Origin of the sequence: Pseudomonas sp. P116 (genome assembly GCF_020149425.1) — a bacterium.
In the GTDB taxonomy this organism is placed as follows: domain Bacteria; phylum Pseudomonadota; class Gammaproteobacteria; order Pseudomonadales; family Pseudomonadaceae; genus Aquipseudomonas; species Aquipseudomonas anatoliensis.
Window position 1 is genome coordinate 275,543 of sequence record NZ_JACVHB010000004.1, and the last position, 22,138, is coordinate 297,680.

The 22,138-nt window shown below is 58.2% G+C and carries 16 protein-coding genes, 4 tRNA genes and 1 pseudogene; 13 read left to right on the forward strand and 8 right to left on the reverse strand.

The features are described from left to right. The first annotated feature begins 115 nt into the window (after window positions 1–115). Window positions 116–814 (forward strand): orotidine-5'-phosphate decarboxylase, encoded by a 699-nt coding sequence (gene pyrF / locus ICA15_RS15575; protein ID WP_210554045.1) that lies wholly within the window; start codon window positions 116–118, stop codon window positions 812–814. A 133-nt stretch (window positions 815–947) separates the two neighbouring features. Here the strand turns inward: pyrF and ICA15_RS15580 are convergent, their stop codons facing one another. Continuing rightward, the gene (locus ICA15_RS15580) at window positions 948–1,952 is read right to left on the reverse strand and encodes an NADP-dependent oxidoreductase (RefSeq protein WP_150605200.1); all 1,005 of its coding nucleotides are present in this window, start codon (window positions 1,950–1,952) and stop codon (window positions 948–950) included. A 247-nt stretch (window positions 1,953–2,199) separates the two neighbouring features. Here ICA15_RS15580 and ICA15_RS15585 point away from each other — a divergent pair, with 247 nt between their 5' ends. The 4 genes and pseudogenes from ICA15_RS15585 to ICA15_RS28650 all read left to right on the forward strand — a co-directional run bounded on the left by ICA15_RS15585 (window position 2,200) and on the right by ICA15_RS28650 (window position 6,621). Further along, window positions 2,200–2,961, forward strand: coding sequence for an SDR family oxidoreductase (locus tag ICA15_RS15585; RefSeq protein ID WP_150593011.1), 762 nt, complete (start codon window positions 2,200–2,202; stop codon window positions 2,959–2,961). Window positions 2,962–3,147: 186 nt separating this feature from the next. Beyond that, window positions 3,148–4,548, forward strand: a complete 1,401-nt coding sequence (locus tag ICA15_RS15590; protein ID WP_210554044.1) for a PLP-dependent aminotransferase family protein — start codon at window positions 3,148–3,150, stop codon at window positions 4,546–4,548. Window positions 4,549–5,535: 987 nt separating this feature from the next. Then, window positions 5,536–5,760 (forward strand): annotated as a pseudogene (locus ICA15_RS28645) (HAMP domain-containing protein); the annotation flags it as partial. Then, entirely contained in the window at window positions 5,758–6,621 is an 864-nt protein-coding gene (locus ICA15_RS28650) for a methyl-accepting chemotaxis protein (protein WP_411959658.1), read from the forward strand. The pseudogene ICA15_RS28645 and the gene ICA15_RS28650, both read left to right, overlap by 3 nt. Window positions 6,622–7,259: 638 nt before the next feature. On the opposite strand, the gene ICA15_RS15600 is transcribed toward ICA15_RS28650, so the two are convergent. Next, entirely contained in the window at window positions 7,260–8,018 is a 759-nt protein-coding gene (locus ICA15_RS15600; protein WP_210554042.1) for a hypothetical protein, read from the reverse strand. Between the two features lie 383 nt (window positions 8,019–8,401). Between ICA15_RS15600 and ICA15_RS15605 the strand changes: the two genes are divergently transcribed. From ICA15_RS15605 to ICA15_RS15625, 5 genes are all read left to right on the forward strand, one after another. After that, a tRNA-Glu gene (locus ICA15_RS15605) sits at window positions 8,402–8,477 on the forward strand. Window positions 8,478–8,479: 2 nt separating this feature from the next. Beyond that, window positions 8,480–8,555, forward strand: a tRNA-Gly gene (locus ICA15_RS15610). Between the two features lie 104 nt (window positions 8,556–8,659). Continuing rightward, window positions 8,660–8,735, forward strand: a tRNA-Glu gene (locus tag ICA15_RS15615). A gap of 3 nt (window positions 8,736–8,738) precedes the next feature. Then, window positions 8,739–8,814: transfer RNA gene (locus ICA15_RS15620), tRNA-Gly, on the forward strand. 226 nt (window positions 8,815–9,040) lie between these two features. Further along, a complete protein-coding gene (locus ICA15_RS15625; RefSeq protein ID WP_009876631.1) occupies window positions 9,041–10,984 on the forward strand; it encodes a tyrosine-type recombinase/integrase in 1,944 nt (647 codons plus the stop codon). Window positions 10,985–11,021: 37 nt separating this feature from the next. Here ICA15_RS15625 and ICA15_RS15630 read toward each other — a convergent pair whose 3' ends face one another. Then, window positions 11,022–11,990: a Dyp-type peroxidase gene (locus ICA15_RS15630; RefSeq protein WP_020924940.1), complete on the reverse strand. Its 969-nt coding sequence runs from the start codon at window positions 11,988–11,990 to the stop codon at window positions 11,022–11,024. A gap of 118 nt (window positions 11,991–12,108) precedes the next feature. Further along, window positions 12,109–12,762 carry a substrate-binding domain-containing protein gene (locus ICA15_RS15635; protein ID WP_023106332.1) on the reverse strand — a complete coding sequence of 218 codons (654 nt, stop codon included), beginning with the start codon at window positions 12,760–12,762 and terminating at the stop codon, window positions 12,109–12,111. Between the two features lie 119 nt (window positions 12,763–12,881). Between ICA15_RS15635 and ICA15_RS15640 the strand changes: the two genes are divergently transcribed. Continuing rightward, window positions 12,882–13,175: a helix-turn-helix domain-containing protein gene (locus tag ICA15_RS15640; protein WP_009459591.1), complete on the forward strand. Its 294-nt coding sequence runs from the start codon at window positions 12,882–12,884 to the stop codon at window positions 13,173–13,175. A 22-nt stretch (window positions 13,176–13,197) separates the two neighbouring features. Here ICA15_RS15640 and ICA15_RS15645 read toward each other — a convergent pair whose 3' ends face one another. From ICA15_RS15645 to ICA15_RS15655, 3 genes are all read right to left on the reverse strand, one after another. Beyond that, window positions 13,198–14,088, reverse strand: a complete 891-nt coding sequence (locus ICA15_RS15645; RefSeq protein WP_023103878.1) for a LysR family transcriptional regulator — start codon at window positions 14,086–14,088, stop codon at window positions 13,198–13,200. Window positions 14,089–14,571: 483 nt separating this feature from the next. Then, a complete protein-coding gene (locus tag ICA15_RS15650; RefSeq protein ID WP_023093406.1) occupies window positions 14,572–15,786 on the reverse strand; it encodes a glutathione-independent formaldehyde dehydrogenase in 1,215 nt (404 codons plus the stop codon). 466 nt (window positions 15,787–16,252) lie between these two features. Beyond that, window positions 16,253–17,194 (reverse strand): LysR family transcriptional regulator, encoded by a 942-nt coding sequence (locus ICA15_RS15655; protein ID WP_060765353.1) that lies wholly within the window; start codon window positions 17,192–17,194, stop codon window positions 16,253–16,255. 484 nt (window positions 17,195–17,678) lie between these two features. Between ICA15_RS15655 and ICA15_RS15660 the strand changes: the two genes are divergently transcribed. Beyond that, window positions 17,679–18,110 carry a DUF488 family protein gene (locus tag ICA15_RS15660; protein ID WP_023835768.1) on the forward strand — a complete coding sequence of 144 codons (432 nt, stop codon included), beginning with the start codon at window positions 17,679–17,681 and terminating at the stop codon, window positions 18,108–18,110. Window positions 18,111–18,367: 257 nt separating this feature from the next. Here the strand turns inward: ICA15_RS15660 and ICA15_RS15665 are convergent, their stop codons facing one another. Continuing rightward, window positions 18,368–19,639, reverse strand: a complete 1,272-nt coding sequence (locus ICA15_RS15665; protein WP_020924943.1) for an IS4-like element ISPa45 family transposase — start codon at window positions 19,637–19,639, stop codon at window positions 18,368–18,370. Between the two features lie 493 nt (window positions 19,640–20,132). Here ICA15_RS15665 and uvrB point away from each other — a divergent pair, with 493 nt between their 5' ends. Continuing rightward, the gene (gene uvrB / locus ICA15_RS15670; protein ID WP_020924944.1) at window positions 20,133–22,109 is read left to right on the forward strand and encodes an excinuclease ABC subunit UvrB; all 1,977 of its coding nucleotides are present in this window, start codon (window positions 20,133–20,135) and stop codon (window positions 22,107–22,109) included. Window positions 22,110–22,138: the final 29 nt, after the last annotated feature.

A 22,138-nucleotide genomic window follows, 5' to 3' on the forward strand; every position in this document is an offset into this window, starting at 1 on the left:
AGCGAGCGCTATGCTGATCTCGGCTGGCACGACGATTTACCGATCATCGGGTGCCGCGCCGCCGCCGGTTCCGCTACAATGCGCGCCGATTTCGACCTGCCTGAGAGCCCTTCCAATGTCCGTCTGCCAGACTCCTATCATCGTCGCCCTGGATTTCCCCACCCGTGACGCCGCACTGAAGCTGGCCGACCAGTTAGACCCGAAACTGTGCCGGGTCAAAGTGGGCAAGGAACTGTTCACCAGTTGCGCCGCTGAAATTGTCGGCACCCTGCGGGACAAAGGCTTTGAAGTATTCCTTGATCTGAAATTCCACGATATTCCCAACACCACTGCGATGGCCGTAAAAGCGGCTGCCGAGATGGGCGTCTGGATGGTCAACGTTCACTGCTCCGGCGGTATGCGCATGATGGCAGCCTGCCGTGAAGTGCTGGACAAGCGCAGCGGCCCGCAGCCGTTGCTGATCGGCGTAACCGTGCTGACCAGCATGGAACGCGAAGACCTGGCGGGTATTGGTCTGGATATCGAGCCGCAAGAGCAGGTTCTGCGTCTGGCAGCACTGGCCGAGAAAGCCGGGATGGATGGTCTGGTGTGCTCGGCACTGGAAGCCCAAGCGCTGAAAACTGCGCATCCGTCGCTGCAACTGGTGACCCCGGGGATTCGCCCGGCGGGCAGCGCGCAGGACGATCAACGGCGCATTCTGACCCCGCGTCAGGCGCTGGATGCAGGCTCCGATTACCTGGTGATCGGCCGTCCGATCAGCCAGGCGACTGATCCGGCGCAGGCGTTGGCCTCCGTCGTCGCCGAAATCGCCTGATCAGACCCTGCGCAGCCTGCGATCTTTTGACCTTCCCTCAGCTGATATAAATGGCTGCAAGCGGTAAAAAGATCGCAGCCTTTGGCAGCTCCTACATGGGCTGCCTACAGGCTGAGATCCTTTTGACTTTGTTTTAAACCTTCAACACCAACTTGCCGAAATTCTCACCGCTGAACAATTTCATCAGCGTCTCCGGGAACGTCTCCAGCCCCTCGACAATATCTTCCTTGCTCTTGAGTTCGCCCTTGGCCATCCAGCCGGCCATTTCCTGTCCGGCGGCAGCGAATTGTGCGGCATGGTCCATCACCACAAAACCTTCCATCCGCGCACGATTGACCAGCAGCGACAGGTAGTTGGCCGGGCCTTTCACCGCCTCTTTGTTGTTGTATTGGCTGATCGCACCGCAGATCACCACTCGCGCCTTCATGTTCAGACGGCTCAACACCGCGTCGAGAATATCGCCGCCGACGTTATCGAAATAAACATCGACGCCTTTCGGGCATTCACGTTTAAGCCCTGCAACCACGTCTTCGCTCTTGTAGTCGATGGCGCCGTCAAAGCCCAATTCATCAATAAGGAATTTGCACTTGTCGGCACCGCCGGCAATGCCGACCACGCGGCAACCTTTGATCTTGGCGATCTGTCCGGCAATGCTGCCCACCGCACCGGCCGCGCCGGAAAGCACCACGGTGTCGCCGGCCTTCGGTGCGCCGACATCAAGCAGGGCGAAGTAAGCAGTCATGCCGGTCATGCCCAGCGCAGATAGATAAACCGGCAGCGGTGCCAGTTTCGGATCGACTTTGTAGAAACCTCTGGGTTCGCCGAGGAAGTAATCCTGCACGCCAAGGGCGCCATTGACGTAGTCCCCGACTGCAAACCCCGGGTTGTTCGATGCGACGACTTTGCCTACGCCCAAGGCGCGCATGACTTCGCCGATACCGACCGGCGGAATGTAGGACTTGCCTTCATTCATCCAGCCGCGCATGGCCGGGTCGAGGGACAGGTATTCGTTCTTGACCAGAATCTGTCCTGCCGCAGGTTCCCCGACCGGCACTTCCTGATAGGTGAAGGTCTCGCGGGTGGCGGCACCCACCGGGCGTTTGGCGAGCAGGAACTGGCGATTGGTCTGGGAAGTCATGACAGGCACTCAAGTTGAATGAAGCCTTGTTGATAGACCTTCATGGGCGATGCCGCAAGGTTGGCTGATGCGGCGAATGCACGCCGATCCAATGCAGTGATAGTCATAGGCATGGATTTATCACTGCGACGCATGGGCACATAGACAGCCTTCTGATAGTGCTGACGTCCGGCAAACCCTTGTCGCTATGCTGCAATTGCGCTGCATGTCTAAACCGCCCCGCATCTATCCGTTCGAGGACATAACAATGAGCATGACGTTTTCCGGTCAGGTTGCCGTAGTCACGGGAGCCGCCAACGGCATCGGCCGCGCAACGGCCCAGGCATTCGCCGCCGAAGGTTTGAAAGTGGTGGTGGCCGATTTGGATACTGCCGGAGGGGAGGGCACTGTCGCGCTTATTCGTACAGCCGGCGGCGAAGCGACCTTCGTGCGCTGTAACGTTACCGTCGAAAGCGAAGTGAAAAATCTGATGGACGAGGTAATCAATACCTACGGCCGTCTCGACTATGCCTTCAACAATGCCGGGATCGAAATCGAGAAGGGCAAACTGGCCGACGGTTCGATGGACGAGTTCGACGCGATCATGGGCGTCAACGTCAAAGGCGTCTGGCTGTGCATGAAATATCAGTTGCCGCTGTTGCTGGCTCAAGGGGGCGGTGCGATCGTCAACACCGCCTCGGTGGCGGGCCTGGGGGCGGCGCCGAAGATGAGCATTTATGCGGCGTCGAAACACGCGGTGATCGGTCTGACCAAGTCGGCGGCCATCGAGTACGCGAAGAAGAAAATCCGCGTCAACGCGGTGTGTCCGGCAGTCATCGACACCGACATGTTCCGTCGTGCCTATGAGGCCGATCCGAAGAAAGGCGAGTTCGCCAACGCCATGCATCCGGTGGGGCGCATCGGCAAGGTCGAGGAGATCGCCAGTGCGGTGTTGTATCTGTGCAGCGACGGCGCGGCGTTCACCACCGGTCATTCGTTGGCCGTGGATGGTGGCGTTACCGCGTTCTGAATCACACTGTTGAAAAAACCCGCATTCGTGCGGGTTTTTTTATGCGCCGTGTTCACTTCACTTAAACCACTAAACAATGTGTATCAAATGATTAGAACAGTCGCTTTTGAGGGCGTTGTCGCACAGCCTGTGCGGCGTGGCTGTGATTAACTGCCGCCAGCAAAACGGACAGGAGTTTGCTTGCTCATGGAATTGAGAATTGACCGACAGGCAATGGTGCCCGTCGTACAGCAGATTGTTGACGGGCTGACTGAGTGGATCCTGCAAAGCGGGGTACCGCCAGACACCCGTTTGCCCTCGATCCGGCAAATCGCCCGGGGTAATCTGCTCAGCCAGTCGTGTGTCGTCGAGGCGTGCGAACGGCTGGTTTCGCAGGGCGTCCTGACCACCCGCCAAGGTGCGGGGTTTATCGTGGCAGCGTCGCCGTCGACGACGGGCGCAGAGGATGAGTCCGTACCCTTCGAGAGCCGGCTTGCCTGGTGTGATGCGGTGTGTGGGGCCGCGAGTGGTCTGAAGCTTGGCGGCGGCGGTTTGCCGCAGAGCTGGCGCGAACCTGACGATCTCAGCTATGCGCTGCGAGAGGTGGCGCGCACCGACATGGCCAGCCTGTTCAACTACAGCACGCCGCTGGGCCTTGCGGCATTGCGTGAGCAGATCGTCAAACGCCTGAGATTGTTCGGGGTCGAGGCCCGCAGCACGCAGTTGCTTAGCACGTGCGGCGCCAGTCACGCGCTGGATCTGATCGTTCGAACCTTGTTCAAGGCCGGCGACTGTGTGGTGGTCGAAACCCCCGGTTACGCGCCGTTGTTCGACCTGTTGCGGCTGCACGGGGTACGGATGCTTGAAGTGCACCGCACACCGAGCGGGCCGGATACTGTCGCGCTCGAGGCGTTGCTGCGCCAGTTTCAGCCCAGTGCATTGTTCATCAACAGCCATCACCAGAACCCGACTGGCAGTTGCCTGACGCCGGCGGTGGCGCAGCGCATCGTGCAATTGAGCAAGACCTACGATTTGCGCGTGATCGAAGACGATGTCTACGCCGACCTGCACACTGGCAACGGTACTCGACTGGCCGCGCTGGACGATGAAGGGCGAGTGATTTACGTCGGCAGTTTTTCCAAGACACTCAGCAGTTCGTTAAGGGTCGGATTTGTTCTCGCCGACAGCGAGATTGTTGCGCGGCTTGCCCAGGTCAAGATGATCAGTGGCCTGGGGGCCTCAAGGTTTTCCGAGGCGGTGCTGGCCAACCTGATGGCAACCGGTGCTTATCGCAAACTGGTGCAGCGCCAGCGGCAACGTTTGAATGCCGATCGCGCCGCGGCGTTGCAGGCACTGGAAGACGCCGACTGGGAAGTGTTCGGCAAACCGACTGGCGGCTTGTTCATCTGGGCACGTGCGCGGGTGGCCGATCAGGCGCGAGTACGCGCACAGGCTCAGCGTTGCGGTGTTTTGCTGTCAGCCCCGGATGCCTTCAGCCCCAGTGGCGAGGGAGGCGACTGGCATCGCATCAACGTCGCTTACGCCTGTGATCCGCGGGCTCGACAGTTTTTTCGCAATACCGGTTCGGATCGACCTCAAGTGTTCTGAAAACGACGCAGGCGTAGCTTTTTGCCATTATTCCGATGCCAGAGACTTGTGCTCGTTCATGGCCATTGCGACTCTTCGTCAACTGACTTTGGCAGGGGACTACGCGCAATGATTTCGGCCGTGCAAGGACGTTTTGCCAACCTCGGTATGGCGAAAAAACTGGGTATCGGGTTTGTGCTGGTTTTGCTGCTGACCGCACTGGTGGCGGCGATTGGCGTCTGGTCCCTGCAAACCATCAGCCACCGATTTGACGGGCTGAAACAGATGTCCTCGCTCAATAGCGGCCTGCTCAAGGTTCGATTGCTCGAGCAGGAGTATGCCTTGCGCGGTAATCCGAAAACGGCCGATGCCTTGCGTGAGGGCGTGGATGGCTTGATTGCCCTGGCCAACGAGCTCAAGGCGCAATCGCCTGCCAACGTCACGGTAATGGCGGATGTCGAGCAGTCGTTGGGCGCCTATCGCAAGGCGTTCGACGAGTTTGTCTCGTTGACCCAGGCCAAGGATCTGGCGCTGGAAATGGCCAGTTGGTCAGTCTCAAGCGTGGCCAACAACCTCGACGTGTTGCAGGCCGGGCTGGCGGATGACGGTGCCTATACCCTGAAGGACACCGAAGGCAAGGACGGTGCGCAGTTCATCGAGCAGGCCAGTCAGATCAGCCAGGTGTCGAGGCTGATGCTGCAAGCGATGAATGAGGCGCGGGTTCGCCTGGATCAGAGTCGCAAGGGCGATGACAGTGGTGGCAAGGGCAATATCGAACAGGCCGCGCAGGCCCAGAGCCAGGCCGAAGCGCTGAAGTCCTCGGTCAAGGACGATGGGTATCTGACGGTGCTCAATGAAGTTTCGGGGCACATCGCCGGTTTCAACGACAAACTGGCCGAGTACACCGGATTGCTCGCACAGGAAAAGACTGTCTACGAGCAATTGCATCAGCGCGCGGCACAAGTGGTGGAACGGGTGGATCAGGCTTACGTTGCCGAAGATGCCGCCATGCAGGCCGAGCTGAAAAAGAACTCGCTGTTGATTGTAGGTTCTTCGGCACTGGCGCTGTTGGTCGGTTTGATTGCGGCGTGGCTGATTACTCGGCTGATCGTCGCGCCGTTGCGCAGTGTGATCAATGTCGCGCAGCGCATTGCGGCCGGTGATTTGAGTGCGACCGTGGAAGTCACTCGCCGTGACGAGATTGGCCAACTGATGTTGGCGATGCAGCAGATGGGCGCGGGGTTGAGCACGATTGTCAGTGGGTTGCAGGCTGGTATCGAACAATTGGCCAGTTCCGCGCAGTCGCTGTCGGCCGTCACCGAGCAGACCAATCTTGAGGTCAGCAGTCAGAAGGAAGAAACCGAACAGGTGGCCACCGCCATGAACCAGATGACCGCCACCGTCCACGATGTCGCGCGCAACGCTGAAGAAGCGGCGTTGGCGGCGCAGACGGCGGACGGCAAGGTCGAGAGTGGTCAGCAAGTGGTGCGCCAGAGCATGGCGCGGATCGAGCAACTGGCGGATTCGGCGAATTCGGCCAGCTCAAGCATCGAGAGTCTCAGTGCCGAAATCCAGAATATCGGGACGGTGCTGGGTGTGATCAAAAGCGTTGCCGAGCAGACCAATCTGTTGGCATTGAATGCGGCGATCGAGGCGGCGCGGGCCGGGGAGCAGGGCAGGGGCTTTGCGGTGGTGGCCGATGAGGTACGCGCATTGGCTCGACGCACGCAGCAATCGACCGAAGAGATTGAGCGGCTGGTCAGTGCATTGCGCTCGGCGGCGCATTCGTCGGTGCAGCAGATTCAGAGTAGCGGTGAGTTGGTGAAGCTGGCGGTGAGTGATGCGTTGCAGACTGAGAGTGCGTTGGGGAGTATTGCGGCGGCGGTTTCGTTGATTCAGCAGATGAATCAGCAGATTGCAGCGGCGGCGGAGGAGCAGAGTTCGGTGGCGGAGGAGATCAATCGCAGTGTGACGAGTATTCGCGCGAGTGCGGATCAGTCGTCGATTGCGATGCGTGGGAATGCGGCTTCGAGTATTGAGCTGGCGCAGTTGGGGAGTGAGTTGCGGGGGATGGTTGGGCATTTTCGGCTTTGACGCTTTTGACTTGGCGGCCTTTGGGCCGACCATGTTTGGGGTTGTTTGGGGTGAATATCCGTTTTTTTGTGATGGCGGCTTAGGGTTCCGCCCTTACGGCGGGTCACCTTTTCCAAACGCCGAAAAGGTAACCCAAAAGGCTTTGCCCCAACGTTCGGCCCGCTCGCTGGGGCTCGGGGTTCCTTCGCTCCGGGATCCATCCGGGCGCATCGCTTCCGGTTTGCTTCGCTGCACCTCCTTTCGATGTGTTCGACTTCGTCGAACGGCGCTGCGCGCCTGCCCCCCGGATGAATCCCTCCTCTCAGCCTGCCGACGGGGCAGGTGAATCAAGATCAAGAGCTGCAGTCGAGCTAACGCTCATTCTGTTGAGTGGGGCGGCTGCGCCGCGGTGGTGCTGCTTGCTGTTTTGCTTGTAGTGGGGACTCCCTGTAGGAGCTGCCGAAGGCTGCGATCTTTTGATTTTGCTGTTGCTCTTTGTGTGAGCTGGCCAATCCCTGGTTGAATGCATCCATCCCAAACTGTAGGAGTGAGCCTGCTCGCGATGGCGACCTGTCATTCACCTTGCTTGTGCAAATGAAACACCAACATCAGCCCACAAAAAAGCCACCTCTCGGTGGCTTCTCTTTCAGCATCAGCGATCAGTCGTAGATGACTTTTTTCTTCCAGTCCGCATCTGCTTCAGCATCCTTGAGCCCTGCAGTCAGTTGGTTTTCTTCACCTTCGACCGGGGCGATTTTGTCCATGACCTGGGCGTTGGCGCGAGCCAGCAGTTTTTCCAGGTACTGCAGTTGTTCGGCATACATCTGCGGGTCTTGCTGTTTGCGCAGGTATTGCACGCCGCGTTCGAAGGCGAGGCGGGCCTGGCCGGGTTGGTTTTGTTGCAGGGACTGTTGGCCGAGGTTGTTGAAGAACTCGATGTGCAGCAGTACCAGTATATGGCGGACTTCGCGGATCCAGTGTTTGGCTTCGTTCGGTGGCAGGAAGCCGTCATGGGCGGCGCGGGTGATCTGGCCGTGCAGGGCTTCGAGGAGGAAGCGTACGTCTTTGGCTTTGGATTCGGTCAGGATCGGCGCCGGTGGATTGTTGACCGGGATCGATTCGCCTTGGGCTACCAGTGCATTCAGTTCGGTGATGCGGGCTTTGGTGGCGGCGCTGGTTTTCTCAAGGTTCAGCAGGCGCTGGCAGACGTTGAGTTCCAGGCGGGTCAGCAACAGCTTGAGGGCCGGGGTCATGAACTGGCCGGGGAAGGTCTCGGTCAGTTCGCCGCAACGGCGCAGGCGGTCGTTGAGTTCGACTTTGGTGCGGGCCTTTTCCAGTTTGTTGTTTTCCACCACATGGTTCATGTAGCCAATGGCGATCAGAATTGCGATCCCGGCTACTACTAGCAGGGTGATCATGAGTGGTGTCACCGGTAAGACCTCTTTATAGGGTTCGCATGCGAGTGTAGTGGTTGGGCATTTATGCGCCTAGCGCCGTTCGACGAGTTGGCGCAGTGGGTTCTATCTGTATCGGCCATGCACCACTTATATGAATGCTGGCGCATGATATGCAGATTGCCATCACTGTGCGGTGACTATAACGTCTTGGCGACTGCCGGAATATAGGCGTCAATCGTCGGGCGAAGGAAAAGCCGGAACGGGGCCTGAAAGCAGGTCGAAGTCATTGATTTAAATAAATTTATATCAGGGGGTTGACGACCCTCCAATCCATCCATAGAATGCGCGCCACTTACAGCGTAAAGCACACAGCGAAACGCGGTAGGGAGTGAATGTTGTAGTGTGTCCCCTTCGTCTAGTGGCCTAGGACACCGCCCTTTCACGGCGGTAACAGGGGTTCGAGTCCCCTAGGGGACGCCAATGCGGGAATAGCTCAGTTGGTAGAGCACGACCTTGCCAAGGTCGGGGTCGCGAGTTCGAGTCTCGTTTCCCGCTCCATTTTTAAACAGCACTGCTTTAGGGCGGGGCTGAGTGAAACCAGAACCAAGTCTTCGGATGCGGATCTGGACACCGAAACACACACCATGTGTTCCGGGTAGCGTGTCCCCTTCGTCTAGTGGCCTAGGACACCGCCCTTTCACGGCGGTAACAGGGGTTCGAGTCCCCTAGGGGACGCCATTTGCGGGAATAGCTCAGTTGGTAGAGCACGACCTTGCCAAGGTCGGGGTCGCGAGTTCGAGTCTCGTTTCCCGCTCCAAATTTTGATCCACAGACTTCTACTGGGGTCTGTAGGTCATTGAAAAAAGGAGCTTCGGCTCCTTTTTTCATTCCAGCGAGTGCCACGGAAATCCACCCACAGCTACCGTTTTTGAGTGACCAAATAAGGCACAAGAATACGGGTGGGTCGGCTACCGGATAGTTGCTGGGGCTGAGCGGGGACCATGACGAGCATAGGGCCTAAGTCATTACTTAGGAGTCTCGAAATGGCGCTCTCTGATCTGACCGTCCGGCAGGCGAAGACCACCGGAAAACGCTACACCCTCTCCGACAACGACTGCCTGGGCCTGATGGTCTCAGCCGCAGGCGGCAAGTCATGGCAATTCCGCTACTACTGGCTGGGCAAGCAAAAGCGCCTGTGCCTGGGCGGCTATCCTGCTCTCAGCCTGCGCGAGGCCCGGATCGAGCGAGACAAGGCCCAGGCCCTGCTCGCCAGGGGGATCGATCCTCAGGTCGAGCGCGACCAGAAACGGCACGCGGCCAAGCTGGCGGGCGAATACACCTTCAAGACCGTCTTCGATGCCTGGGTCGAGCATCGCCGCAAGGAACTCAAGGAAGGCCGTCAAAGCACGCTGTCGCAGATCCTGCGCATCTTCAACAAGGACGTGTTGCCCACCCTGGGAAGAATGTCGATCTACGACATTCGCCGCCCCCAACTCCTGGGCGTCTTGGCGGCGATCGAGAAACGCAAGGCGTTCACCACCGCCGAGAAGGTCCGCACCTGGTTCAACCAGTTGTTCCGCTATGCCCTGGTCATTGCCGAGGGGTTGGAAGTCAACCCGGCCGCCGACCTGGACGTGGTGGCAGAGCCCAAGCCCCCCGTAGCCCACAATCCCTACCTGCACCTGCCCGAGATGCCCGAGTTCCTCCAGAAGCTCCGGCTCTACAACCCCCGTGGCTGGCAGACCCAGCTTGGCGTCCGGCTGCTGTTCCTGACCGGGGTGCGCACCGGCGAACTGCGATTGGCCGAACCCGAACAGTTCGACCTCGACAGGGGCTTGTGGATCATCCCACCGCAGATCGTCAAGCAGCTCCAGGATGAAATGCGCAAGGCAGGGAAGCGGCCGCAGGATGTGCCCCCCTATATCGTGCCGCTATCCCTGCAGGCCATCGAGATCGTGCGCTATCTCCTGGGGGTGATGCGGCCGGCGCAGAAGTACTTGCTGTCACACCGCAGCGAACTCAAGAAGCGCATCAGCGAGAACACCCTCAACAAGGCCGTGCAGCTCATGGGCTATGAGGGGCGCCTGACCGGCCACGGCATCCGCGGCACTATCTCGACGGCGCTCAACGAGATTGGCTACCCGAAGATTTGGGTGGACGCGCAGCTTTCCCATTCCGACCCCAACAAGGTGAGTTCGTCCTACAACCACGCCAAGTACGTTGAGCCGCGCCGTCGGATGATGCAGGACTGGGCCGATCGGCTCGACCTGCTCGAACAGGGCGAAGTGGAAGCCGCGAGCGCGCATCTGACCATCCGTATCGACGGGGTGCCGGCGATGGCAGAAGTGGAGGAAGCGGTGGATGCGACCCTCGCGATGGCCGAGCCCACTCCTCCCGGCGTCCCGCCCGTCGTGGCCACGCCTATTGTCGTAACCCCGAGCAACGGCGGCATCACGTTCCAGCGGCTGTCTCAGGTACCGCCGCCTCCGACGCATGCCCCAGAGCCGGAAGTGTCCGCGATCCAGCGCGAGCGCGAGGAAATGCTGACCATCTACGAGTCTCCAAGCAGCTTGCCGGTCCCGCTGTTCGGCAAGCTGGCCGGAAAGTCCAAGGACCAGATCAACCGCGAACTGAAAGCGGGCAAGTTGCTGTCCATCAGTTTGGGCAATCGGGGGCAGCGTGTTCCCGATTGGCAACTGGTGCCGCTCAAGCACAAGCTGGCCCAGGTGCTCATGAACCAGTGCCCGCACGCGGATTCGTGGGATCTGTACCGCATGCTGACCCAGCCGCACCCTGACCTGGGGGACCGCGCGGCCATTGATGCGGTCACGCCGACCAACGTGCCGGCGATCATCCAGGTCATCATGGGCGACTACCAGCACTATGCGGATATGCCCGAGGCCATTGCCCCGTACCCCATCCCCGAGGATGTGCGGCAAAGCGTTCGTCGGCTGGTGGATAGCGCAGTAGTTCTAGACGGAGCATAGGGCTCTCAAACCTTGCAGGGGCCTTGCGGCCCCTGCATTACGCTTGCACCGCCTCCACGAGTTCGCTCAGCGTGCGCGGTGCGGGAGCGAAGAACACGGCGCCGGTGTGCGCCGTCGAGAAATCGAGCAGGCGGTCGTGCATGCCTGGCGGATCGCCGAGGAACATGCGCTCCAGCATCTTCTGCGTCACCCACAGATGCCTGGAGTAGCCGATGAAGTAGGTGCCATATTCGCCCTGGCCGGGGCGGCCGAAGGGCATGTTGTCGCGCAGGATGTCGTGCTCGGTGCCGTCGTCGTCCACGATCGTGGCGAGGGTCTTGTGCGATTTCTGGCCGCTCGTCGCGTCGGGCAATTCGACATTGCTGACGATCTCCCGGCCGATGATCCGCTCTTGCTCGTCCTTGGCGAGCCGAGCCCACGGCTGCATTTGGTGCAGATACTTCTGCACCACCAAGTAGCTGCCGCCGGCGAACGCCTGATCTTCACTGCCGACCAGCGTCGAGGCGCCGATGTCGTGCCCGGTCGGGTTGGCCGTGCCATCGACAAAGCCAAGCAGGTCGCGGGAGTCGAAGTAGCGAAAACCGACCACCTCGTCGGCCACCGTCACGCTGCTGCCCAGTTGGTCCAGCAGCAGGCGCTCGAATTCAAAACAGAGGTCCTCGCGTTCGGCACGGATGTGAAAGAACAGGTCGCCGGGCGTGGCAGGCGCGGTGTGCTTGGCACCCTCGATGGGCACGAAGGGCCGTAGTTCCTTCGGGCGCTTCCCGGTCTGGAAACGGTCCCATAGCGCCGATCCCAGTGCAGTGATGCACGACAGCCGGCCGTTGAGATCGCGGAAGCCCACCGTTTTGATCAGGTCGTCCAGCCCGTCCAAGACGCCGGCGACCGCCTGAAGGGCCTCGTGGCCCTCGGCGACTGTCAACGTGAGAAACACCGCCGCGCGCGACAGCGGCGCATCGATGCTTTGCGAGTCAATTGGTACTCGATCCCAACCACTTCCAACCATTCGTGCCTCCAAAGACCATGTTAATTCATCATATTGCCAGAGATGGAAGCGCTATCACTGGCGCGCTAACAGGCGCGTGCCGCTGCAATTACCCGCACGCAGCCTCGGCGAGAGCGGGCTATGGGGTATTCGAGCAAGCCGCCCTGTCCCTGGCAACCAACATTGCCCTGTGCTCGAACCGCTCAGAAACAACATTGGCTCGTCCGTGGGGCCGCTGCAGATATGTCACGATCTCGTAGGGGCCGTCTGAAAGCGGTCGCATAGTGATCCCCCACGCATGGGCACGCTCAATGCGCGATTGCGCGGAGAGCCCCACTCCGTAGCCAGCGGTCACCCAAAGCGCCATCATCTCGAACGAAGTCACGTGCTGAATGCTCTGCTGGCTCAACGGAAGAAAGGACAGTCGCTGATCCAGCAGTAGGCAAGCCTCCGCCGGCCAGCGAAACACCGGATAGTCCAGAAGCTCGGCAAGCGTGATCTTCGCCTGGGCAACTAAGGGGGACCCCAGCGGCACTGCAACAGCCACGTTCTCCACCCAGAGCGGTTGGCTTTTCACGGCCGGAGCACCAGCGTTCCGAAGCGTCATTCCAGCGTCGTAGCGGCCTTCCTCAAGGCCCGTCAACAGATCATCGGCTGAGGTCTCAAAGAACGTGATGGTGACTTCTGGTTCCTCCGCGCGCTGTAGGGCAAGAAGCGTTGTGAGGCAAGAGGATGGCACTCCGGGCGCGATAGCAAGCCTGAAATGGGAAAACTGGCTGGTGGCGTCATGCATGAGGGCCCCCAATAAGCGATCTGTCCAGAAAGGCAAACCAGCGTTGCAGGAAAGAGTGAAGTTTAACGTCGTTATCTTTAACGTGGTTAATTGTGGCAGATTGTTTGACGCTTCTGCTAATGCAGAAATCAACAATTCAGCCAGGCCGTCCTTCTGGCACATCGACGTATGAATCCGAGTCGGCGTTAGCCTTCGGACAGGCCGTGCGCGCTGCGCGCGTCGCTCAAGGAGTCGCGCAAGACGAGTTCGCATCTCGGGCAAGCATTTCGCGTTCTCACATGGGTAAGATCGAGCGTGGTGAGCACGTGCCCACGCTTCCGCTCATACTGAAAATTTCTACGGCACTTGGAATAAGCGCGGCTGACCTGATGACGGCGACCGAACGCAATCTGCGTGCCGACACTGATCCCTGAGTGTCTAGCCTGCCAGGCTCCGTCAACCGTCCGAAGAGTCGCGAAGGCGAACGATAAATCGCTCCACCGAAGCCGATAAATTGCCGCCGTCGGGCCGAAGCAGGTAGGTGGTGATCACGGCAGAATCCATCGCCAAGGGGCGGATCACCACATCCGGCCGTTGGGAGATGGGAATCTTGGTCGCCGTCATGAAGCCGATGCCGTAGCCGGCGCCGACCAACGTGAGCATCATGTCCAGCGAGGACACTTCCTCGACAACATTCAGCTTGTGCTCCAACGTGTTGAGCAGCCGCTTGAGTTCGCGGCAATAGCCCTCGCATACCTGCGGGTCGCACAGGACAAGTGGATGGCCTTGAAGTTCTTGAAGTGGCACCTCCTTGTAGGTGAGCAATGAGTGACGAGCTGGCACCGCAATCACCAGCGGGTCGTGCCAGATTGGTTCGGCAGCGATACCGTCGCCGACATCGCCCGTGTGCGCGAACCCGATCATGAAGTCGCCCGAACGCAAGCCACGCACTTGCTCTGCCAGAGGCACTTCTGACAAGCGTATTTCGATCTCCGGCTCCTCGGCGCGGCAACGAGCCAGAAATGCCGACAGCCGTGGATCGATAGCCCCATCTGATACAGCGATGCGCAGGCTACCGCGCAAGCCCGATGCCACAGCCTTGGCATTTTCACGAGCCTGTTCCAGCACTGTGAATAGACGGCGAACATCTTGCAAGAAGACCGCGCCCGCCGCCGTTAGAACTGTTCCTCGTCGGTTTCGGTCGAAGAGCACTACGCCCAACTCGTCCTCAAGTTCCTTGATGGCTCGTGATAGCGGTGGTTGTTCGATATGCAGGCGCTCAGCCGCCCGCGTGAAATGTAGCTCCTCAGCAAGAACTACGAAGCAGCGAAGATGGCGCAGCTCCATAGGCCACCCTCCCGTTCCGACTTATCCAACACTGTGCTATCTCCCTATAGAAGTGACTGCCATTCTGGCGGCGGCGAGTTCGGCCACATCATTGGAAACTTCTGGCTGAATGAGCCAGGGCTGGGTTGACCGTGCGATGGCCCGAGGCAGGCACAACACCAGGCGAGCCTGTCAAGTCCGTGGGGTGATAAGGATCAGACGAAGGCTATCTCCAGCCACGCACGTCAATGGATGCCGTGCATCGTCCCCGTCTGACCCTTGGCCGATTGCGAACCAAGCGCTTGAACACGCTTGCGGTTGATCATCACCTGCGGATTGCTGAGGCTCTGCTCCTGGTCCGAGCCAAGGCAAGTACCCTGGGGCAGACGGCAAATGCCGGCGAAAATATTCGCCGGCTCCAGTTGCTGCCCGGAGACTGGCGGGACCAGAATGCCTCTCACCAGAAAGTGTGAGACATCCTGATGCTTAGCCCGCGCCGGATGCTTAATGCCGCACTGAACCATGCGGGTCGATGACGTACTTGTATGCAGAACCCGCGTCGAACTCTTTGTACGCGGCGGGCGCGTCTTCGAGCTTGATGAACTTAGTGTTCATCATCGGCGAAAGGTAAGGCATGCGATCGTTCAGTATCGCCCGCATTAACGCGTGGTTGTAGTTGGCCGTCGGAGATTGACCAGCCGACATTCGCGGCGACTTGATCCAGGCGTTGGACCATTCCAGATCCATATGGCCTTTCTTGGCTTTCGGGTCTTTCGAGATCGGGTTTGCGCAGTACACACCGACCGTACTGGTCATTCCGCCGAAGCGGACATATTTGAGCATTGCGTTGGTAACAGCGCTCTCCACGATCTTGTCAGCCTCCGCGCCAAACCCGCGGCAGTCCACACCAACATAGTCGATGACGCGATCCACCTCCCTGTGCCCGGTAATGCGTTCGAGATGCTCCTCGATCGGCACGCCGTCGGAAAGGTTGATGGTTTCCACGCCGTGTGGCTTGAGAAGGTCCAGCCGCTCTTGAATGTAATCGGCAACGATGATGGCGCCTGCACCCAGAAGTCTGGCGCAGGCGGCACCCGCTCTGCCGACCGGCCCGGCACCGAAGATCAGGATGTTTTCGCCGACGACGTAGGCCGGCGCGGCTGGCCAGTCTGGGCCAGCGAACCCATGGAAAGCTGTGGGTAATACGTCAGAGAGAAGGGTCAGGTCGCGGATTTTTTCCATGGCGGCATCCTTGTCAGGGAAGCGAAGGAGATTGAAATCCGCATACGGTACGAAGAGATAATCACCTTGCCCCCCCGTCCAGCCACCGAGGTTGAACCCGTAGGCTCCGCAGTCGATTTCGGGGTTGGTGTTCTCGCATACATCGGAGCGCATATGCTTGCAGTTGTAGCAACGCCCACACCCCACATTGAAGGGAACGGAAACGATGTCGCCCTTCTTCACGACTTCGACGTCTGATCCCACTTCGATCACTTCGCCGGTCATTTCATGGCCCATGGTCATTCCCTTGGGAACAGCAAACGAACCGCGATAAATGTGAAGGTCGCTGCCACAGATATTTGTGGTAACTATTTTGAGGATAGCGCCATGGGGTGCGCTTTTCCCTTGAGGGGTTATCAGCTCTGGAAATTTGAAGGTGTTGACCTTCATTTCCAAGGGCTTCTCGAAAGTCACGATTCGGTTACCGGTCGGAGTCATTTCGTCACCTCTGTGCGTTAATGTTTCCATCTTCTAAATCGAAGTGGGAAACGAAATTTACCGCTGTCAAGAAGAACGATCGTGGTATTGCCTAGCCGTTGGTCGCGTCTCCTTCTGCGGTCTTGACAGCATCGGATCAAGCTCAGAAGTGGTCAAACTGGAATAATCTATGTGCAGATAGGCACGATCTATCTACGCGGGATCGTCGAGCCGTGCTCGTCTCCTAGCCGGGAGAGGGCAACGATCATCGCTACATCGCGCCTCCTAGCTTGATCTAGGAACAGTCAGCTCGACCCAGCGAGACATGAGGAGGCCGCATGCAGCAGGTACTCCTGCCCCCCGAGTTGCCCCTGGACCTAGTGGCCTTCGATGGGTTGCTCAGCACGTGGCGCCTGTTAGCGGCGCACACGGCATGCCTGCAATCTTCGCCTGGTTGAAGCAATACAGAGTTGCTCTTCAAGACTCGCTATTTCAGGGGGCTTTGAGATGAGTCTGCTTTGGGCTGGAACCGACGATGGATCGATATAACGGATTGAAGAGTGGCGGCGAGTTCGGGGGTGTGCACCATTTCGAGCAATGCACGCGATGACGGTGCCTCGAACGCATTTTTCCCAGCAACGAATCCGACATTTGAGTGCGACATTGGTCCATTGATTGCGATTGCGTGGAGATTTGGAATGTGCGCGAGTTGGCCGGCGAGAGATTGCGGAAGAACTGCCGAATATTTTCCTGTCGCCACGTGTGCCGATAGCACGTCAATTGAATCAGTGCGAATAGTCTGCGCGGTACATTGCATCAGCCTATCTTGAATGGGTTCAGGTACTGCCGAGTTCAGCACGCAGAGTTGTCTATTGAGAACATGGTCCCACGTTGTGCTTCGGGGTTGCTGTGTTCTCGCGGCGTGAAAAAGGAAAATGCGTTCACGGTACAGAAGGTGAGTATCGAAGTCTTCCCCTGGGATATCCTCCAAATGCATGAGTGCGATATCCAAATTGTTTTCTCGAATCGCCTGTAGCAGGGAAGAAGCGCCGGAAACCAGAACTGATTGTTGAAGTAAGGGTGTTTTTTCAGCAAGGGCGATGCTTAATGTGGGCGCTACACCGGCAGTTCCTGGGAGTATCCCTAGCCGGAATTGCCCCTCTATACCTCGCCGTAGTGCGGAGAGTTCTCGCTCCAGCCCTTTGCAGACGTCATACATCTGCTGAGCCCAAGACAGTACGCGCATCCCTTCAGAAGTGAGGCCGTCATAGCGTCGGCCATGACGCACGATCTCGACACCCATGTCTTCCTCCAATTGCTTAATGCCCGCGGAGAGTGTCGGCTGAGAAACATTGCAGCTTTTGGCCGCGTTGCCAAAATGGCCTTCACGGTGCAAAGCAAGCAAGTATTCAAAGTTTCTTACGATCATATATTTTCTTCTGATAAAGTTGATTGGATTTTATACTTTCACGAAAAACCCTGCGCACGCTTCGATCCGCGTCCAACCTTGGGCACGTAGCTGGCACGCATGAAAGGCTGCCGCGCGCAGTGTCCATACAGTAGGTTCGACTCGTCATCGACGGTCAGCACCACAACGCACGGGACAGCCAATAGCGCGAACACAGGTGCTTTGCGCTGTGGGCGAGTCGTCCTCATGTAGCTTAGCAGTTGGCGCGTTCTGGAAGGGAGTAAGCGTGAGTGGTGAGGCACGCAACCGCAAAAGGCGGTGCTAAGCTCTTGAGCTGTTCGGGTCGTGGCCGTTGAAGCGGCGAGAGAATGGAGCCTGCCATGGCCGTTGTGGCGCAGCTAGTACACCATGCCCCCAGCGTTTCCTTAGCTGCGATTGACGGGCATGCCTGGCGGTAGCTCAATAACAGCCATTTATGGATGAAGGAACGAGGGGAATAAGGCAGATGAAGATATTCACGATTGGATTCACTAAGACCTCCGCGCGGTCCTTCTTCACCAAGTTAAGTGCATCTGGTGCCAAGCGCCTTGTCGATGTTCGCCTGAATAATGTTTCGCAATTGGCCGGATTCGCTAAACGCGAGGATCTTCGATATTTTTCCGAGGCGTTGTGTGGGATGGAATATGAACATCTACCAGCACTTGCTCCAACCAAAGACATGTTCGAGGAATATAAAATAAAAGGGGGAGATTGGGATATCTACGCCAGTAAATTTCTGGATTTAATGTCGTCCCGAAAGATTGAGTCAATCGATAAAGAAAAGATTGATAACAGTTGCCTGCTTTGCAGCGAAGACAAGCCCCATCACTGCCATCGGAGGCTAGTGGCCGAGTACCTTGCAGGCAAATGGCCGAATGTTGAGATCGTGCATCTTTAGAGGGGCGACGTAGCTCCCAATGTCATCAACTTAAGCCCCCAGCCCTGGCCGGGGCAAGAAATCCCGGGGCTTGGACGCGCGGTTGCAGCAGTGCCTTCACTGGTTTTGCTCCCCAGTTCAGCGCATGTGCGACCCAGACGCCAGCTTAATGGATGCCGGTTCGCCTCGGCGGGCGGGATTTCTCGTTTTCCGGGCGAGCGCGTGCCGGCCGCTGTCTGGCCAGCTTTTTTGCGGTGCAGTTCGGGTGCTGCTTGTTCTTAGCGCGTCGGTTTGTAGCCCTCGCAGCCGCGACTGGCCAGGCGCATACGCTGGCGCGGGAAGCTGCGGCCCGGGCGCACAGCGCTGAGGCTGTTGGCCATCAACTCCATCACGTTGGCCAGCCCCTGCACACCGGGGCGTACCAGCAGGTCGACCAGGGTGTTCTTGAGGCGTGACACCCCTTGGGTGAAGTTGACCTTCCAGCGCAGCTTGCGGCCTTTGTGGCGCTGCTCGATGACCGGTTGCAGCAGATGTTGCATCAGCAGCGCTAGGTTTTTCAGCAGTTGCCCGGCATGAAAGTCCTGCTTCACGGCCGTCACGCTACGGCCGCTAAAGTTGTCGAGGCAGAGGGTCTGCTTGAGGCGGCGGTAGTCCGTTTCGATGCCCCAGCGGCGGTGGTAAAGATCCGCGAACACCTCGGCCGGGAAGGCCTGTCGATCCAGCAGGGAGGTCAGCAGCACTTCGCTTTCACCGCTGGCTAGCTCGACCCGGATCAGGCGCAATTCGACCCGGCCCGCGGGATCGACGCCGGCCTCGGTACAGAACAGGCGCGCCTCGGGATGACTGGCAGAGAAGAACTGCGTGTCTTCTGTCTGCCCCGAGCGGAGAAACTGTTTGACCTGCGCGTTGTAGCCACACGGCAGGCGCATCAGGAAATGTCGCCGGTGCTGCTCGAACAGCGCAAACAGCCAGTGTCCGGGGTAGCCGCGATCAAACAACGTCAGGCTGTCAGCGGGCAGATGCTCGAGGTGCAGATGGGCGCAATCGCGCTCGCCGACTGCGGATGGCACGATCAGGCTGTGTAGCGTCTGGCCGTCGGCGACGTCGTAGAGCATGGACAGACGGGCAACGGGAAACTCGCTATGGCAGCCGAAAAAGCGCGTCATGACCGACTCCAGCGGTAAATGGACGGTCGAGCCGTCCACGGCGAGTACCCGTAACCCGCGCCACGTCTGGCGCAGCCCGAGGCTGTCGAGCTGTTGCTGAAGGGTTTGGTTGAGGCTCTCGAAGACCTCGGGCTTGAGCTTGCCGCGCGCCTTGCTGAAGGCCTGCGCGGTGACCACCTGGGTCTCGGCCGAGGCCTGGTTGAGCACGCGATAGAACTGATCGAGCTCGGTTTGCAGGGCGGTGCGTGGCTGATTGAGCAAAAACAGGACGAGGTTCTTGAAGGTCAGTTGGCGTCGGCGGGTAAAGTCGTGAGGGCGCTGGCGGTGGGTATCGATGAAGTCGGGACAATCGAGCTGACTGGTTATTTTTTGTACAATTTTCAAGCCAGGGTTTGCTGGGCGGTGTCAAACGGTGTGGAATGAGGGGCCAAAAGGGTTTCTCCTATGCGCTGAATTTAGCGCTAATTATATGATATTTATAGGAAAAATTCCTTAAGTTGATGACATTGACGTAGCTCCACGTTTCCAACGCCTCGTCTGGAGGGCTGAGAGAGACAAAGGCGCGTATCGGCGGGAGCCGGCGCCACACATTGGGCGTACAGAGCAACCTCGCCCGCCACGGCTCGATGTCAGCGCTCAACGAGGCGAGTGGCTCCAGGTGCATTGGCAGACGGGCCGCTGGCTGACGTCGTGGCGATCGGCGGATATGCACTGGGAAGCCCGCCCATGTGCTGGGCTATCATGTTGGCGACGCCTACGCCCAGGTGGGGCGCGGCAGGATCGCCGTCATTTACACCCCAGTTTGGTACTGCTATAGGTCTTCTGGAATAGCCGATACATCAGGACAAATTGAAGTAGCTCAATTAGGAGATATCTAATGTCAACCGGTATGTTTATTCTGCACTCCAACTATACGCCGGCGGGGGACCAGCCAGAGGCGATAGCGCGCCTGCTGTCGGACATAGAAGAAGGTGCGACGCACCAGACGCTGAAAGGTATCACCGGCTCAGGTAAGACCTTCACCATGGCCAATGTGATTCATCGTCTGAAGCGGCCTACGTTGATCTTGGCTCCTAACAAGACGTTGACCGCGCAGCTTTATGGTGAAATGAAGCACTTCTTTCCTGAGAACGCGGTCGAGTACTTCGTTTCCTACTACGATTATTTTCAGCCCGAAATCTATATGCCGGGCACCGATCGTTTCATTCCAAAGGACTCGGCCATCAATGACCACCTTGAGCGCCTGCGCCTGTCCACGACCAAATCCTTGATTGAGCGTCGTGACGTGATCGTCGTCGCTTCGGTGTCTTCAATCTACGGCCTGGGTGATCCAGATGCATACCGAGCGCTACAGATCGCTCTGTCCCCTGGGGTCAAACTAAACCAGAGAGAGCTAATTCGTCGCTTGGCTTTGCTGCAATATGATCGCACGGAGCGCACTCTCAAGCGTGCAACGTTCCGCGTCCAAGGTGATGTGATTGACATTTTCCCCGCTGATTCCGAGTACAGGGCGGTTCGGGTGGAACTGTTGGATGACACTGTTGCGTCTGTCCAATGGATGGACCCTGTTACCGGCAAGACGTTGGGAGAGATAGACCATTATTTGGTTTCGCCAAAAACGCTTTTCGCGCCGCCCACGAACAAAATAGATTCTGCATCCAAAAAGATACTCGCTGATATGGAAGAGCGGGTTGCCGAGCTGAACAGGAATAATCGCTTGGTCGAGGCAATCAGGCTGTACGAGCGGATCACGCATGACGTGGAAATGATGCGCGAGGTCGGCTATTGCTCGGGGATGGAGAATTATTCCTGCTACTTCAGCGACCGAGACGCAGCTTCTCCTCCGATCACGTTGCTGGATTATTTGCCGAAAGACGGGCTGCTGTTCGTCGATGAATCTCATGTCATGGTGCCACAGATATCCGCAATGTACCGGGGGGATCAGGCGCGCAAGGACACGCTGATCGATTACGGGTTCCGTTTGCCTTCATCGAAGAACAACCGGCCATTGAACTTTGACGAGTTCGAGAAGGTCAAGCCTCAGACCATCTTTGTTTCCGCTACTCCGGGCGACTACGAGCTGAGGGTGTCGAAAGGCAGGGTTGTCGAACAGGTTATCAGGCCAACGGGACTGCTTGACCCCAAGGTTGAAGTGCGGAAAGCGGATGGATACATAGATGACCTGCTTGCCGAAATATCGAAGTGCGTGAAGAGAAAGAATCGAGTGCTTGTGACTACGCTGACGAAGGTCAGTGCAGAAGAGCTAACGGATTTCTTGACGGACAACGGGATTCGAGCGCGCTACATGCATTCGGACATAAAAGCGGAGGATCGTGTTGAGATCATCAATGGCCTGCGCGCAGGAGAGTTCGATGTTTTGATTGGGATTAGTCTTTTGCGCGAAGGGCTGGATATTCCAGAGGCATCATTGGTTGCCATTCTCGATGCAGACCGTGCAGGGTTCTTGCGTTCGGCCCATGCGCTCATTCAGATGATCGGTCGAGTCGCTCGGAATGAAAACGGCAAGGCGATCTTGTACGCCGACGCGGTGACGCCGGCGATGAAGCAGGCGATCGATGAGACCAATAGGCGCAGGCAGCTTCAAATTGCCTTTAACGAGGAAAATGGGATTTCTCCAGCCTCGTCTGTGCGAAAACTAGCAGGGGAAGAGACGAATACGGAGGAGCCCACCGTTCATTCCGAGGCTTTCTGCGAGAACTTGTCCGACCTTTGCGATCAGATCACTGCCAAGGAACAGCAGCTACTCGAATTTACCGATACCGGTGACGAGCAGCGCGTCGAAGACATTCGTCGTCAGTTGGATGGGTTGTACCGGCAATTCATTTACATCTAATCGTTCGCCGGCATTGGGTTGCATGGCCG